General features: G+C 43.9%; 17 protein-coding genes. 7 read left to right on the top strand and 10 right to left on the bottom strand.

Annotated elements, in window-relative coordinates; translation table 11 throughout:
* The first annotated feature begins 17 nt into the window (after positions 1–17).
* Entirely contained in the window at positions 18–2,042 is a 2,025-nt protein-coding gene (fusA, locus tag R7Q41_RS15125) for an elongation factor G (protein ID WP_029853012.1), read from the top strand.
* Positions 2,043–2,117: 75 nt separating this feature from the next.
* Here the strand turns inward: fusA and R7Q41_RS15120 are convergent, their stop codons facing one another.
* Complete coding sequence (locus tag R7Q41_RS15120) at positions 2,118–2,312, bottom strand: hypothetical protein (RefSeq protein WP_005373920.1); 195 nt, start codon at positions 2,310–2,312, stop codon at positions 2,118–2,120.
* Between the two features lie 187 nt (positions 2,313–2,499).
* Between R7Q41_RS15120 and R7Q41_RS15115 the strand changes: the two genes are divergently transcribed.
* Positions 2,500–3,312 carry an aminoglycoside phosphotransferase family protein gene (locus tag R7Q41_RS15115; RefSeq protein WP_085569197.1) on the top strand — a complete coding sequence of 271 codons (813 nt, stop codon included), beginning with the start codon at positions 2,500–2,502 and terminating at the stop codon, positions 3,310–3,312.
* Here the strand turns inward: R7Q41_RS15115 and nqrM are convergent.
* The 3 genes from nqrM to R7Q41_RS15100 are packed head-to-tail and all read right to left on the bottom strand — an operon-like array spanning position 3,290 to position 4,294.
* The gene (gene nqrM, locus R7Q41_RS15110; protein ID WP_005373922.1) at positions 3,290–3,499 is read right to left on the bottom strand and encodes a (Na+)-NQR maturation NqrM; all 210 of its coding nucleotides are present in this window, start codon (positions 3,497–3,499) and stop codon (positions 3,290–3,292) included. The two genes, R7Q41_RS15115 and nqrM, sit on opposite strands and share 23 nt — an antisense overlap.
* Position 3,500: 1 nt before the next feature.
* Positions 3,501–4,007 carry a NifB/NifX family molybdenum-iron cluster-binding protein gene (locus tag R7Q41_RS15105; RefSeq protein WP_005373923.1) on the bottom strand — a complete coding sequence of 169 codons (507 nt, stop codon included), beginning with the start codon at positions 4,005–4,007 and terminating at the stop codon, positions 3,501–3,503.
* The gene (locus R7Q41_RS15100) at positions 4,004–4,294 is read right to left on the bottom strand and encodes a DUF134 domain-containing protein (protein WP_005373924.1); all 291 of its coding nucleotides are present in this window, start codon (positions 4,292–4,294) and stop codon (positions 4,004–4,006) included. Before R7Q41_RS15100 ends, R7Q41_RS15105 begins: the two co-directional genes overlap by 4 nt.
* A gap of 500 nt (positions 4,295–4,794) precedes the next feature.
* On the opposite strand from R7Q41_RS15100, the gene R7Q41_RS15095 reads away from it, so the two are divergent.
* The 4 genes from R7Q41_RS15095 to ompV all read left to right on the top strand — a co-directional run bounded on the left by R7Q41_RS15095 (position 4,795) and on the right by ompV (position 8,708).
* Positions 4,795–5,694 carry an ABC transporter permease gene (locus R7Q41_RS15095; protein WP_005373926.1) on the top strand — a complete coding sequence of 300 codons (900 nt, stop codon included), beginning with the start codon at positions 4,795–4,797 and terminating at the stop codon, positions 5,692–5,694.
* The gene (locus tag R7Q41_RS15090; protein WP_258481259.1) at positions 5,687–6,916 is read left to right on the top strand and encodes a glycine betaine/L-proline ABC transporter ATP-binding protein; all 1,230 of its coding nucleotides are present in this window, start codon (positions 5,687–5,689) and stop codon (positions 6,914–6,916) included. Before R7Q41_RS15095 ends, R7Q41_RS15090 begins: the two co-directional genes overlap by 8 nt.
* Before the next feature lie 260 nt (positions 6,917–7,176).
* Complete coding sequence (locus tag R7Q41_RS15085) at positions 7,177–7,710, top strand: copper resistance protein NlpE (protein ID WP_238970563.1); 534 nt, start codon at positions 7,177–7,179, stop codon at positions 7,708–7,710.
* Between the two features lie 221 nt (positions 7,711–7,931).
* Positions 7,932–8,708, top strand: a complete 777-nt coding sequence (ompV, locus tag R7Q41_RS15080) for an outer membrane protein OmpV (RefSeq protein ID WP_017635134.1) — start codon at positions 7,932–7,934, stop codon at positions 8,706–8,708.
* A gap of 75 nt (positions 8,709–8,783) precedes the next feature.
* Here the strand turns inward: ompV and R7Q41_RS15075 are convergent, their stop codons facing one another.
* From R7Q41_RS15075 to R7Q41_RS15065, 3 genes are all read right to left on the bottom strand, one after another.
* Positions 8,784–10,451 (bottom strand): ABC transporter substrate-binding protein, encoded by a 1,668-nt coding sequence (locus tag R7Q41_RS15075; protein ID WP_258481258.1) that lies wholly within the window; start codon positions 10,449–10,451, stop codon positions 8,784–8,786.
* A 160-nt stretch (positions 10,452–10,611) separates the two neighbouring features.
* Positions 10,612–11,226, bottom strand: a complete 615-nt coding sequence (locus R7Q41_RS15070; protein WP_005373936.1) for an outer membrane beta-barrel protein — start codon at positions 11,224–11,226, stop codon at positions 10,612–10,614.
* 180 nt (positions 11,227–11,406) lie between these two features.
* Entirely contained in the window at positions 11,407–12,291 is an 885-nt protein-coding gene (locus R7Q41_RS15065; protein WP_005387224.1) for a LysR family transcriptional regulator, read from the bottom strand.
* Positions 12,292–12,384: 93 nt separating this feature from the next.
* Between R7Q41_RS15065 and R7Q41_RS15060 the strand changes: the two genes are divergently transcribed.
* Positions 12,385–13,266 (top strand): DMT family transporter, encoded by an 882-nt coding sequence (locus R7Q41_RS15060; protein WP_005373940.1) that lies wholly within the window; start codon positions 12,385–12,387, stop codon positions 13,264–13,266.
* Between the two features lie 63 nt (positions 13,267–13,329).
* Here R7Q41_RS15060 and R7Q41_RS15055 read toward each other — a convergent pair whose 3' ends face one another.
* From R7Q41_RS15055 to R7Q41_RS15045, 3 genes are all read right to left on the bottom strand, one after another.
* A complete protein-coding gene (locus R7Q41_RS15055; RefSeq protein ID WP_318144559.1) occupies positions 13,330–14,109 on the bottom strand; it encodes a methyltransferase domain-containing protein in 780 nt (259 codons plus the stop codon).
* Positions 14,110–14,279: 170 nt separating this feature from the next.
* Positions 14,280–14,798 carry a glycine zipper 2TM domain-containing protein gene (locus R7Q41_RS15050; protein WP_238844263.1) on the bottom strand — a complete coding sequence of 173 codons (519 nt, stop codon included), beginning with the start codon at positions 14,796–14,798 and terminating at the stop codon, positions 14,280–14,282.
* Between the two features lie 214 nt (positions 14,799–15,012).
* Entirely contained in the window at positions 15,013–15,372 is a 360-nt protein-coding gene (locus R7Q41_RS15045) for a hypothetical protein (RefSeq protein ID WP_005373947.1), read from the bottom strand.
* Positions 15,373–15,514 lie beyond the last annotated feature (142 nt).

The following is a 15,514-nucleotide window of genomic DNA, read 5'->3' as shown; positions in this document are numbered from 1 at the left end:
TCTTGCAAGGAGGCTCTATGCCTATCAACAAAATACGCAATATCGCTTTTGTCGGCCAAACCGGGACCGGTAAAACCACGCTGATAGAAAAACTGCTCTTCACCTGCGATGCCACGCACCATTTAGGCAGCGTAGAAAAAGGCGATACCGTTACCGACTTCGACCCTCAATCCATCCAATATCAACACAGTATTGAAGCAACGCCAGTCGCACTGCGCTGGAATAAACACCGGCTCAATATCATCGACACTCCGGGACAAAACGAGTTACTTGGCCGTACTATCAGCGTTTTTCCTGCCGTTGAAACATCTGCCCTTGTCATCGACCCTCAAACCCCACTTAACCAAACTTCCGATCGCTTATTCACCTTTGCTAAAGAGCAGCAAAAATGTCAGATGATCATTATCAATAAGCTCGATAACCACGGTAATCAGTTAGAAAGATTGATGGAGAACATCGTTGAGCATTTTGGTGACCACTGCTTGCCGATCAACTTACCTTCGGCTGACGGGGAATCTGTAGTTGACTGCTATTTCGAACCAGAATTGGGACGAGAAACCTTACTTGCAACGGTAGATGAAGCTCATGAGACCTTAATTGACCAAGTCATCGAAGTCGATGAAGAACTGATGGAGCTGTATCTGGAACAAGGCTCCGAACTCACCGCAGAGCAACTGCATGATCCGTTTGAAGAAGCACTGAGAACTGGACATGTGATTCCGGTCTGTTTTGTCTCAGCACAAACCGGCGCGGGCGTCGAGTTGCTGCTGCGCACCTTGGCGGAGATCATGCCCATGCCAAACGAGGGTAACCCTCCTCTACTGGAAAAGAACGGCAAAAAAATCAAAGTAAATTGCGAAACCTTAGAGCACACCGTCGCACACGTGTACAAAGTCAGCGTCGACCCATATATGGGAAAACTTGCCTACTTACGTGTGTATCAGGGTGAAATCAATGCGGGCAGCCAGCTTTATATTGGCGAAAGCAACAAGGCATTTAAAGTTGGGCACTTATATCAACTGCAGGGCAAAGATAGAACCGAGATCCCTCGCGCGCTTGCAGGCGACTTCTGCGTTTTAGCCAAAGTGGATGATCTCGAATTCGATTCAATCGTTCATGACTCTCACGAAGAAGATGGAGTTCAACTCAAAACGTTGGACCTTCCTGACTCCATGTATTCTTTGTGCTTGAAGCCTCTTAAGCGTGGAGATGAGCAAAAATTAGGAGATGTGCTGAATAAAATTGCCAGTGAAGATCCTTCGCTGCGCATCGAACATCGCGCTCGCACCAACGAAACCATCATCAGCGGCCAAGGGGAGTTTCACCTCAAAGTCGCATTAGAAAAGATGGCGAACGTGTACAAACTGGACGTCGAAACCTGCCAACCAAGCGTCGAATACTTTGAAACCATCACCAAACCTGCCGAAGGGCATTATCGACACAAAAAACAAAGTGGCGGTGCAGGCCAGTTTGGTGAAGTGCAATTGAAGGTTCGTCCACTCGAACGTGGTGCCGGATTTAAGTTCATCAACAAAGTGGTGGGTGGCGCCATTCCAACCGCGCTCATTCCTGCTGTAGAAAAAGGTATTTTGCAAGCGTTAGAGGAAGGCGCGATTTCTGGCAACCCAATTAAGGATGTGGAAGTCACCGTTTATGACGGTAAATATCACTCCGTCGATTCGAAAGAAATTGCGTTTGTCATCGCAGGTAAGAAAGCCTTTTTAGATGCGATTAACAACGCAGATCCTATTGTGCTAGAACCCATTGTCCAGATGGAACTGCACATCCCAACCGCGAACGTTGGCGATGTTTCTGGAGATTTATCTGGAAACCGAGGCTTAATCGAAGGCACCGAGCCAATCGACAGCAGCTTCACCTTACTCAGAGCCAAGTCACCTGTAAACGAGCTGCAAGATTACGCTCGTCGATTACGCTCTATCACGGGTGGTGAAGGCAGCTTTAGTATGACCTTAAGCCATTACGAGCCTGCGCCACCAGCAGTGCAAAAACAGGTCTGCCAAGGCAGTACACAACAAGGTTAATTCCCTAAGATTCAAATCAATCACATAAACAAAAAAGCGCCCTCATTTTGAGGGCGCTTTTAGGTAAAAGAAAAATTATTTATCGAGAGACAAACCTATCTGACTGATTTTGCTTTCAAACTCTTCGATGCTGTTCGCTTTGTAAGTCGGAGCACCGTTAAAGTAGCGCGGTTTCTCTGGCAGCATCGCATTTTTCAGCTCTTGTTCTTGATCGATATTGTCATGGTAAACCGTTACACGATTTGGAATATCCTGCTTCATTACAGCCATTTTGGTTCTCCTTTATTAAGACGAATAGTAAGCGTAGAACGAATTTATCGGAGTACAGGCGTAACTGTGTAAAATTTAGACACCAACGACAAAATCATATTTAAACAGTTGCATTTAATATTTTTGAGGCACTTTGTCGTGGCTATTGGCAAACGTGAGTGCAGCGATTAAGGTGAGCTCTCTCTACATGAAGACAGGAAGTCCGGTGTCGCAGCAAGAACTCAACCAAATGGGCAGTGCCAAAGTTTTTCTCATCGAAAAAGATGGCGTCCAAGTAATAGAAAAACGTAACCCTACTCAAATAGAAGTCGCGTTTTATCAACGCTATGCCGAACAGTTTAACGCGCTTGGAATACACGTACCGCGCTTGATTCAATTCGACGACCAGAAAAACGTTCTGCACATTGAATACGTTCCCCACGCAGTCGAGCAAGCATTCTTACTTGAAGATGATCGAGTCATTGAACAACTCGTCAAACTGCACCAACTTCCACCAACATCAGATGGTGTTTATCACCGCCACCAGTGGACACCACAAGCGACTCAACAAGCACTCACTACACTTAAGCTGGGCTCAGAGACAGAACAGTTCTTCCACCAGCTACAACAACGATCGGCGCACCTTTTTGATAGGCGGAACTTGATCTCCGGAGACACCAATGCAGGAAACTGGGGACAGCGCGAAAATGGCGAGCTGGTGCTGTTCGACTGGGAGCGCTTTTCTACAGGGCATGTCGCGATAGATTTAGCGCCGCTCATCGAGGGCATGGGCACATTTGATGATTACTTGAACGTAGCAGACAAATATATAAAGTGCGCAGAGAGAGGTGAAACAACAGAATTGGCGCGCGATATCGGACTAGCAAAAGCGTGGATCGTTGTCGAGGTAGTCAACATACTGGTCTCCAGAGAGAATCCGCAGACCAGCAAATATTTGGACTGGTTTCGGCAAACCTTGCCGCAATGGGCCAAAAGCCTTAGTGCTCAGGTGATGAGTTAGGCTCTGAGATTTGATATAAACGCCTTTCAGGTTCTGCGCATGAGGTTTCGCAGTTGCATACTTTATCAACACCGACGTTGTTTAAACCGCCGCAACTTCCTTGAATACGCTTGTTATGAAAAATGACGCCAAGTGACATCAACAAAATGATTGCGAGAAAACCAAGAAAGGTAAATAACCAAACCATATTAACCTGCCTTATTAGCCATCGACTCTAGCTTAAGTATAGCAGGGCTAGATGTTGCTTTGAGTAGCGCTTTAGGTCTTGCCAACAAGGAGGTTTTTGATTTTTGGCCACCACAACCACAGGAGCCGCAGCCGCCTTTTTGTTTGTGAACACTTTTCTTATGATTGTTTGATGGGCGTCCTTGAGAGGGCTCAATCAAAGGCTCTCTTGGAACCGCAAGCACATCTTCCAATGAACTACGAGTAGACAGCCTAAATACTGGCGTGCCACTGCTAAGTAGCTTTGCCAATACACGTTCACCAATATTTCGCACAAGAACAGCATCCACATTGTACCCTTGTAGAGACTGAATCAACTGAGACTTCGCATTACAACCCGCTTGTGGCATAGAAGCAATGTTCGCTAAGTTTTTTAGCATACCGTCAGTATCAGAATAAATAGCGATGTATGGTGCTTTTACAAAGTGGTTTGCCACCCGCTCACCATCATTAGGAATAGCATAAATCATAAGTTTGACTCCTCATTCGGAAAAACTAATGCATGACCTTCAACTAAACTTTTTGCGACTTTCAATCTTGCACTTTTTACTGTGTTACCAAAAGTTTGTCTAGAAACGCCCATCTGCTCCGCAGCTTGCTGCTGGCTAAGCCCCTCTAAGTCGGCTAAACGTAGCGCTTCTAACTCTTCTGGTAATATGGCGACTTGCTCCAACTGATTAAATGGAATGCCATTGGGCTTAAAGCAGTGGTGAGCCGCACGTCCGCATATTCGTCTTTCTATCTTTGGTCTTGCCATCATTGTCCCTCAAAAACACAGAGTCAAATTACGCCTTAAACTGGCATATGCCAATAACATTTTTAGCATATGCCAATAAACTAAGTTTGCAAAAATCAACACGACAAATACGTAATACATCAGCATTAATTAGACATCTAATAATTTAGAAATTTCGATGACAAACGAGCAAAAAGATCAATTCTAATTAACCGGATAATAAAAACGTTAGTTTGCGCAGATTTTTCATACAAATACACGCTAATGTGTTCATTTTATTGAAGAAGAAAAACTATAATCCAAGCAAATCATTAGTTTGAACACTAATGATTGTTTTATTTTAAAGGATGTATACCTAAGGAACGAAAAAGAGAAGTTTGACGATATTCGCCTGAGCTTAAAGAGTAATACGTTCGATAAAGAACCTGTCGAACGACCATTACTTGGCCTAGGTGCCCTACTCTTCTTGCCAAATTAAGTTTCTTGAAAGCGCTTAGGTATATCAGAAAAAGGAAGTACACATGTCTGACTCAAATTGGCTCAGCGAATTCCCGGAAATGGATGCCTCTGATCTCAGGGCGATTCGCAAAACACTCGACGGCGCCTATAGAGATTTCTCTCGCGAGTATGGTGAACTCATTGAGTCTCTGTTTGATCCGCTCCTTGCGTTTCTTGTCTGGTTTGAAAAACTTCTGATTTCTACACCTTGGTTCATTATTTTAGGTGTCTGCACCACTCTCGTTTATGCCGCTAGCCGCTCTTGGAAACTGGCCGCTGCATGTTTTGGTTCGCTGATTCTGATTGGCTATTTTGGAATGTGGGAAGATACTATGCGCACGCTCAGTATCATCACTGTGTGTACCATGCTTGCCATCGCACTTGGTATCCCTATCGGCATCGCTATGGCGCGCTCTAATCGCATTCAGTCGGTGGTAACACCATTACTCGACGTCATGCAAACCATGCCAGCATTTGTGTATCTCATTCCAGTTGTGATGTTATTGGGCATCGGGAAAATTCCTGGCCTTATCGCAGTAGTGATCTACGCGATTCCACCGGTTATTCGTTTAACCAATTTGGGCATTCGTCTAGTTGATAAAGAAGTATTGGAAGCCGCAACCGCATTTGGTGCCAGCACTCGGCAACGGCTTTTTGGGGTTCAGCTTCCGCTTGCAATGCCAACCATCATGGCGGGAATTAACCAAACGATCATGATGGCACTGTCAATGGTGGTCATCGCATCAATGATTGGGGTAAAAGGTTTAGGTCAGCCTGTTCTAAAGTCTATTACCAATCAATATTTCACTCTTGGTCTTCTCAATGGTTTAGCAATTGTCGCCCTAGCAATCCTTTTTGATCGTGCTTCACAAGCGTATGCGAAACGCACTCAAGCTCATTTAGGAGACTCAAAACATGACTAGTCCACTTATCGAAATCAGCGGTCTGTATAAAATCTTCGGCCCCAAGCCCAATAGCGTGATTGAGCGCGTTAAGTTGGGACATAGTAAAGAGCAGGTTTTAGCGGAAACGGGCCATACGGTCGGACTAAAAGGCATCAACCTGCAAATTCAAAAGGGTGAAATTTTTGTCATTATGGGGTTATCCGGTTCTGGAAAATCCACCATGATTCGCCACTTCAACCGATTAATCGATCCAACCATGGGGCAGATCTTGGTAGAAGGGGTGGATGTCATGCAACTTTCTAACAAAGAACTTGAACAGTTTCGCCGTCACAAGATGTCTATGGTGTTCCAACGCTTTGGCTTGCTGCCTCATCGCACTGTTATCGACAACATCGCATATGGTTTGGAAGTTCAGGGAATGAATAAAGAGGCGCGCTTAGAAAAAGCAAATGAATGGTTAGAAACCGTTGGACTGACGGGTTATGAGCACCGGTATCCTGCTCAACTATCGGGTGGACAGCAACAGCGAGTGGGCCTTGCACGGGCACTGGCTACCGACGCCGAAATACTGTTGATGGACGAGGCTTTCTCAGCATTGGACCCTCTGATTCGGAGCGAAATGCAAGATCAGTTGGTAGAGCTGCAACAGAAGCTGCACAAAACCATTATTTTCATTACTCATGATTTAGATGAAGCGCTTCGACTTGGCGATCGCATCGCGATTCTTAAAGACGGTGAACTTGTCCAACAAGGTTCACCAGACGAAATTTTACTGCATCCTGCCGATGAGTACGTTGAAGCCTTTGTAAAAGACGTCAATAGAGCGCGAGCACTGACGGTCGAAACGCTGATGCAGCCACCTTCGTACTGTGTTCGCGCTGAAACCATTGAAGATGCACTGAGTGAAATGAAACGTGTTAAACGTGATTATGCCTACCATCAGACCAATGCAGGCTATCAAGGCGTGATAACACAGCAAGGATTGCTAAACGCAGCGAAGTTAACTCATATATCAGGTTGGCGTGATGATATCTATGAAGAGGTGCCTATCATCTCTCCACATTTAGCCATTGAGCAAGTGCTAACTGAAGTCATGTCATGTGAACATTCACTGCCCGTCATCGATGAGCACGGCCATTTGAAAGGCGAATTAAATCGTCAGGTTATTGCGGAGCTATTTTCTGATCAACGAAGCACAAAACGGGGCACTTCACGCTCAAGCTTCAATAACGTTTCTTAGATGATGTTGATAATACAGCTCACAACAATGTGGGCTGTTATCAATTAACTCGCTCCCAATCCCCTTTTAGATATTTGTCTGTGGGCTCAAGCTTGATACCCAAATCAACATTTACATTGTTCTGATTTTCCTGACAATTTCATGCTCATATCCGGTTTTATTGACATAGTTAGATCATTCTATTGCTTTTTGATGACGCAAATCCCCGATAAATGTCTACTATTACTCTCATACAAAATCTTGATTTAAAGAGGGATAAAATGAAAAAGACAATGTTGGCACTAACAGGCGCGGTAATCATTCTTGCAGGCTGTCAAGATGAGAAACCTGCCGAAACAAGCGCAGTTGAAGTACCTCAGGCAACGGAAACTGAAGTCACCACCAGTGCAGACGTTACGACTGAGACAATTGACACGTTACCAGTAGAAGAAGAACAGGTAATTACTGAAGAGACGTTTGTAGACTCTGAACACAACGCACTAAGTGCTCTGGACTGGAACGGCACCTACAAAGGAACACTACCTTGCGCGGATTGTGCTGGTATAGATATGACCATCACACTAAATCAAGATGGCACTTACGTACTTGAAGAAAGCTACCAAGACAAAGAAGACGGTCAATCAAAATCTGAAGGTCAATTCACTTGGGACGCTAATGGCAGCATCGTAACGTTGACAAATGAAGATGCACCAAACCAATACTTTGTTGGTGAAAACGTACTTATGAAGCTAGACATGAATGGCGAAAAAGTAACGGGTGACCTAGCACCACTATACAACTTAACGAAACAGTAAGAAGTTAGTATCAATACCTGATAAATACCCCAAATCCGAGCCACCCCAGCTCGGATTTTTCGTTATTTTAACGAAAGCTATCCCAGCAACCTTTCTATTCTGAAGCAACATTCTGCTTCTTACCCTGATTGTTCATTACATTTCCATACGCTTTGCCGATAGATGCTTACAACGTCATTTTGTACAGTGTTCAAAACAAAACAGAACAACTCGGAAAAATGATGAAAAAAACATTAATTGCACTACTTACTCTGACAGCTGCTGGCTCAGCTTTCGCTGGCGATACTTACATTCGTAACGGTAACATCTACAACAACGAAGGCGGTTGGAACGTAGAAGCTGGTGTGGCTCAAGGCAGCGATCTTTTCAAAGATCAAAAGCATAATACAGCACCAATTCTCAACGGTGGTTACCATGGTGACGACTTTAATGCCGACCTAAGTGGCATTAACTACCGCTTCTTCGGCAACACCAATGAGTTAATCAACATGAGTGCCTACCTTGTAGGTAGCGGTGTAATGCGCGACGGTGATACAGCGAAAAGCCTGAAAGGCACAGATAAACGCCGCTTCGCCGTCGATCTAGGTTTAAACGCAGACTTTACACTGGATCAAAACAACGTCATTTCTACGTACCTTCAGCACGATATCAGTGGCGCTTACAAAGGTTACTTAGCGGGCGCGACTTACTTCCACATCATGAAATTCGGTAGTGTTGATTTTGTTCCTTTTGCTAACCTAACTTATCAAAGTGAAGACTACGTAGATTACTACTTTGGTGTAAAACAACGCGAAGCAAACGCAAACCGCAAAGCATACAAAGGTGATTCAACGGTAAGCTATGGTGTGGGCTACAAACTTGTTATGCCAATCAACGACAACTGGCAAGTAAGCCAAATGACACAATACACGCGCCTAGGCAGCGGTATCAGCGACTCATCTATCGTTGATAGTGCAAACCAATGGGTTGTTGGCGCAAGTGTGTCGTACAACTTCTAATCCGATACGCCCTTATAAAGCCATCATTTCGATGGCTTTATGCGTTGGACATTTGCATAATCTTGAACACAGACTCTAGTGTGAATGAGCAATCCATAACCTATGTAAATCGCTATAGCCTGTATTCTTCACCTGCACACCTCGCACTTGCTGTGTTTTTGTCACTTCTTCGTAGCCAACAAACAAAGGCAAATATAGGTACTGATCGCGCAACGCTTTCTCTAGGTTTAATAAAGACTGAAGCGAGTCATCATCTGCCATCGCCCTGCGAACCTTTTCTCTGTGGCTTAACATCTGGCTTTGATCAAAACTAAAACGCAGCCCAGTTGCTATCGACAGCCATTCGAAGATGCCATATTCAAATGGTGCTTCCATGACTTCCTCAATGAAGAGCAAATCTGCTTGGTGAGACACTACCTCAGGAAAACTAATGTCATCAATAACGACGATCTCCAACTCCAATCCCGTTGCACGTATCACACTGTGCAACCATTCGGAATGGCGAATTAGACTCGGTATCGTCCAGACAGGTTCAGCTAATACCACTTTACCTTTCAGTTTAGGTATCACACCACCATCTGTTATTGATAAATCTTGCTCATGAGTCTCTAACTGAATGCTGTCAACGGCACTTAGCGCATCATAAATTCGCTTTTGCACATGGATGTAATCAGCGAGTTGATACCAAGTCTCTTTTGTGAGTTGGGATTCCACGCGTTCGCGGTAGGTCAGATATGAAAATGCGCTAATTTTTTCCACTTCAACGTGATCGGAGCTTTGGTTAAAGCTCAACATATTTAAGGTTTTAACATCACCATGAGACAGCGTTATTTGATCTAACAATGCGCGTGCTGAAAAATACTCTTTGTGCGCTTCAAGAGTCATACTCTCCTGGTTCCAGCCGCTGATTTTAAATGGTCCAGTCCCTATGTGGTAGGAATAACTAGAACCGAAAGAGACGACATCTCGACACAGAATAGACGCATGAGGAGTTGCTAGCATGTATGGAAACAACTTGTTCGGATACTTCAATATAATTTTTAAGCAGTTAGATGTTTCTGCAACCACGCTATCAATACACTGCCAGAGCTCGTGAACTGGTCCTTTTATCTCCCTAAGTCTTTCTATACTCCAAACCACATCCTGTATGTTAAGGGGCTCGCCATCATGGCGATATATGCCTGGCCGCAACCATAACGTCATTACCTTGCCTTCCATTTTCCATTCGTGTGCTAACGATGGCTCGATACCACCATTGGAATTTTGGGTCAGCAATACGTCATAAACGCTTTTCGCGACGTGTAATTCAGTGTGACGGTAAGTATTCGCAGGGTCGATTTTGGATACCCAAGGGTAAGAAGAAATCAAAATAGCGTTATTTGATTCATTCAATCGATTCACTTTTTCAGAAGCGATAGTTAGTGCTCTAACCGCGGTTTGACCGAACCAATCAATAAGTTTCGTTATTGAGTTCATTCTTCCTCTGCCAAGCTCCTCAACCAAAAACTCGGTCATCGCTTGTTGGAGGGAAATATTAATACTGAGACGGCTAGCGTTACTTCGGCCAATCGCAGGTTGCCAATCGACCCAATCGTAAGTGGCAAGCTTTTTCATCACAATAGAAACATTGCGCCTCGACGTGCAAATCACCGCTTCTAGCTCAGAAAGCGTAACAAGGTGATACTGGTGAGGTTCAAAGTGCTTTAACAGTAGATCCAGATACCTAAGATTGACATCGTTCACAAAGATTCCTAAGAGTTATTCCAAAGCAAAAAAATAGCACAGGACGCTTAGCAACTAAACTTCCTGTGCTATATCTAAACAAATTCAAAGCTTGGACTCAGCTCGACCAACAGAAGTCAAAAACGTTTACTAAGCCAAGAGGTAACTTGAATAAGTATTCTTAGAAACGGTAGCTCATACCTACAGAGAACACATTGATGTCTGCATCAACCGTTACTTTTTCATTGCCAAATTTCGCAATGTCTAGCTCAGGCATCATGTATTCCCATTCAACTTGTAGAGCAAAGTTTTCAGTAATAGCGAACTCTGCGCCTAAACCGTACATGCCTGTTACAGTGCTGTCAGAAATGGTGGTATGGCCTGCGCTACCGTCAATCACAGAGTTGCTAATTTTGAATTCAGCATTGAAGTAAGAAAGACCAGCTTTAGCAAAAAGGTTGAAACGATCGCCAATCGGTAGAGTCGCTTTTGGCTGAATCGATAGATACTTCATATCACCAACAGTAACAACTTTGCCGTCTAAAGCATCGTAGCCACCAATGGCTGCTTCTAGAGAAATGTATTCGTTGAATTTGTAACCACCGAATACTTTGCCTGAAAGGCTTGAGTCATCTTCAAGTTTAAGTTTAGTGCTAGCGTTAGTACCACCACCATTGATAGAGCCATTAACATCACCAAACGATGCTTGACCTACAGATGCACCAACGTAAGGAGCTGCGTTTGCAACAGAACATGTTGCTAGAAGGGCTGTCATTAGCCATGTTTTTTTAAACATTGTATTTCACTGCCTGTTAATTATTGAGGTTGTGTTTTGCCCATCCTTAAGCATGCCATGCTATCCATTTCACTTGGTTTCAAAACCAAGTGGATGTTAATGAATAAAAACTCAATAAAACATGAAATATTTAGACACAACTTTGCCACTTTCTTTCTTAATTTTGACAATTTAGTCATTTCACAAGCATTGCTGCTTCAACCAGTTAGTGAGTTTGATGATTTCCGCTTGCTTGGCTCGACTCTTTTTATGAATAAAATAAAAGCTGTCTCCGGTTTCCAATCCATGAGAAGGGATGTACACCAAATCGTGCGCTTTATCTCTTTCATTGAGCATAAAATCATTCGCAAATGCGATGCCTTGGTCATAACGCGCCGCCTCTATTGCCAACAACATATGACTAAAATGTTGAACATCGACATCTTTCGGCAAGGTGTAACCGCCCGCTCTGCACCACTCAGCCCAGTCTTTTCCTCTCTCACGATAAATTGAGTCTGTCGACAAAATAGGGTATCGCCAAAGCGCTTCTGGAATCGGTTGATCTTGCAACTCTTTCCAAATTTTATGGCTGCAGACCGGATACAGCGTCTCCGCGTATAACTTTACCGACATGTAGTTTCGCTTTGGCTTTTCTACCGTGATAAAACAATCGCCAACGCTGTCTGTCTGTTCAGGATCACCAACGACCATATTGAGTGTCAGATCGATTTCTGGATGTAAGCGCTTAAAATCAGACAAACGAGGAATAAGCCACTTTACGGCAAGCGAGCTATAAATCGCCAACCGTATGCTGCCTTTGTCCCCTTCTCGCACCTTTTGGCTGGCCATCGCAATTGAGCTAATTGCTGGGCTAATATCCTCTAAATAGCGGGTGCCCGTATCGGACAAAGAGAGCTTTCTGCCTTGACGGATAAATAATGATTCACCCAAATAATCTTCTAATAGTCGTATCTGGTGACTAACGGCACTTTGCGTCACATTGAGTTCTTCAGCAGCAAGCGAAAAGCTCGAGTTTCTGGCAACAGATTCAAAACAGTGAACCGCTCTGAGTGGTGGCAATTTCATTATCTAAAAATCTCATACTTAAACTAATAAATATCACTTCACTTCATCCTATGACATCACCTACTCTTTGGCAAAGAAAGAGGAGAGGAAAAAGTGAAAGTTACATCGGTCGGAGCAGCGATGCTGCTATTAATTGTTGGAAACCTCATTGCGGTGCTTTCGGACTCTTTAATTAAAAGTGTCGGAAATGAAGTGCCTATTTTTCAATTTGTCTTTTTCCGACAAATTTCAGCGGTGCTTTTCCTGCTGCCAGTCTACTTGCTAACAAAAAATGCGCCTTTTCTTGAAGGGTTTAAGTGGCATGCTGTTCGCGCTCACGTATGGTTACTTGGTGCAATATTCATGGTTTTGGCGATCTCATCTTTACCGCTCGCAACTGCGAACGCGATCTTTTACGCCGCGCCATTGATCATGTTGCCACTTGCAGCAATCTTTTTTGGAGAACAGTTGTCTAAGCAATCGGTCGCCGCAGCGATAATGGGCTTTGCCGGTGTATTGGTCATCATTCGTCCAGACCAAATCGATTGGGCAGCTATTTCAGCTTTAGTTGTTGCAATTACTTTAGCAATCAATAACTTGCTCATTCGAAAACTGCCAAAAAATCAGTCTGTGATGCAAACGTTATTGATGACAAACTTGGCAGGTATTCCAGTAGCCTTCTTGCTTGTTCTGATCGAAGCAGAACCTTGGGACTGGAGTGCTTTCCCTGTTGCTGCTGGCTCAAGTTTGTTCATCATGATTTATGCAGCAACATGTGTCATCGCTTACCGCTCGATCGATAGCAACAAAATTGCCAGCGCTGAATACAGTGGCTTAATTGGTGCCGTGTTTGTGGGATTGATTTGGTTTGGAGAAGTGCCAGACATATTTATGGCAATAGGAACCATTATGATTGTTGTGCCTCTGGTTTGGCTTTCTAAACGAGAGCGTCGCAAGAAAAAGTTGCAAGAGCAACAAGAAGCGCACGTTACTTAAAGTTGTGCTCTAACCCAAAGACTAAAAAACCGAGCCGTAAGTGCTCGGTTTTTTTATGTGGCTCTAATCGGTTTTTACGTAAGCGACTACGTGAGATAAAAACTGCCTTGCAAAGCGATCATTAAACCGGATGCGATATTCATGCTCGGCTTCCGACACTAGACGCCAGCCTTCAGCAAAGTATTCTTTGATATCATCAACCGCCTCTTCTTTATTTTTGATGTGTTTCGCGTTCCACTGATAAGTGCAAGAGACAACGATCAGCCCACCCACCTTGGTGGTTTTTTTTAGAGCATTGATCACGCTAAGTGGCGACTCACATTGATCAATCACATTTAAACATACGACTAAATCAAAGCGAGATTGGAGAGTATCGAGCTCAAAAGGCTGGTTAATTAGCGTCAAATCAACATGAGCACATTTCTGTACGATATCTCTATTCTCTACCTCTAAAGTGTTTAAGGTGTTCACATCGTGAAGGTAAGTAAGCTCGACGCGTTGTTCTTCTATTAATAGTTGCTTCAAGCCATCCATTAACCTATTTGAAGGCTCCACAAGCGTCGCTTCTTTAAGGTTAGGTAAGCGTTGCACTAACTCATAATAATTTCTTCCCAGCGCCGCCCCAACCTCAAGTAGGGAATACGGCTGAACGCTGCTTTCGATTACCGCCTGCGCAATAAAATCAGCAGCTTGGGAGCAGTGAGGTGATGACAAAAAAGAAAATGGGACTTGTTTTGAGCGACTGGTTATCATCTCAATCTGTTGATCCTCAATGAACTTGTCGAACCATTGCGCTTCGAAATAACCAGCCAGACCGTGCTCGGTCAGGTAAAAATCTTCCATGTTTTTTCCGTTCGTACTTTAAGAAAAGTGATTGTATCGAACGCGGAAATTAACGGGTATTTCTGGCCGCACATTCCAATGGGAAAACAGATGAAAACGCCGCTTATGTGAAAAAGCCCTTTCATCTCAAAGATAAAAGGGCTTGTTAATCGCTTCGGTTAAGTCGCTAACTATTGTGGTAGAACAACGTTACCATCTTGAATTGGGAACGTTTTTGTCGCTGGCTTGCTCGCCAAACGAACCGTCGTTGGTGCACCTGAAACTTCGTAAGTGACGTCGTAACCCACTACTTTATCAGATGTCGTATATTCTGTATGACACTGTTTTTTCGTCGTTGTTACTACATCACCTTTTTGCACATTCTCCTGGATCTTACGACCTGTCATTGCACCAGCAATCGTACCAGCTGCAGTTGCAATCACTTTACCTGAGCCACCACCGATTTGGTTGCCCAGCGCTGCTCCAGCTGCTGCGCCACCAACCGTACCAATAATTTTATTGTCATCCGCAGGGGCAACTTGCTCGGTTACTACCACGTCTTTACATACTTGGTGCGGCTTTTTCACCGTTTCAGTCACCGCTTCAACCAAAGTAATGTTTGCTTGAGTTGGAGCTGGTGGCGTTTTGTCTTTACAGCCTGCTAGTACAGCAACAACTGCCGTTGCAATTGCGATAGATTTCATATTCATGATTTACATCCCAGTATGGTTTGCTTTGATGAGCGTTATGGTAAATCGCAAAAGGGAAATCACATCAGACGAAAACAAACCCTCTGTTATTAACAAGTAAAGAAACACTGTTTTATAAGAGGTACGTCAAGAAACACTCAGCAGAATGTCAACAGAGCTAAAACTGTATCACTACTGATTATGATTGGGCTGGACTAGTCTATGAGATTTATTTTTAAGCCAAGCTCAAAAATAGTTCGTCATCCGTTAAATACTTATGACGGTGGCTTAGATTACGCACGTGCATAAACATAAAATCAGGGAAACCAGGCGCTATAATGTTATTTGGTTCCCAGCATACACCGCCAACAAACACATATCGCCCCTGCTTGTCATCTTCGTGAAGGGGGTTATTAAGAGGAGAAGAAAACTCTGCTCGGCAACCTTCAACCACACAAACAATTTGTCCTTTAAAAAGGCCAATCACGCGCTTTACAAGATTTGCCTTGATACCACACTTCCATGCTTGGCGAGTGGCCATCTCATAGCCATATTTTCGGATCGCTTTCTTTTGCAAATGTACTACTAGGTTCATTTTGACTCCTGATTCAAGCAACTACGTGAAGCCCAAAGTCATAAAAGCAGATAGACGTCTATACCCGAGTGAGCTCATGGTACGTGGGAATAAACTACGTGATTAGACTGAGTTTAGTGTCGGATGAGATACACCGTCCACG

The sequence above is a fragment of the Vibrio sp. 2096 genome (assembly GCF_033339595.1).
Taxonomy (GTDB): domain Bacteria; phylum Pseudomonadota; class Gammaproteobacteria; order Enterobacterales; family Vibrionaceae; genus Vibrio; species Vibrio alginolyticus.
The sequence above is the reverse complement of the archived record's forward strand: the minus strand, read 5'-3'. Positions and strand labels throughout refer to the sequence as shown.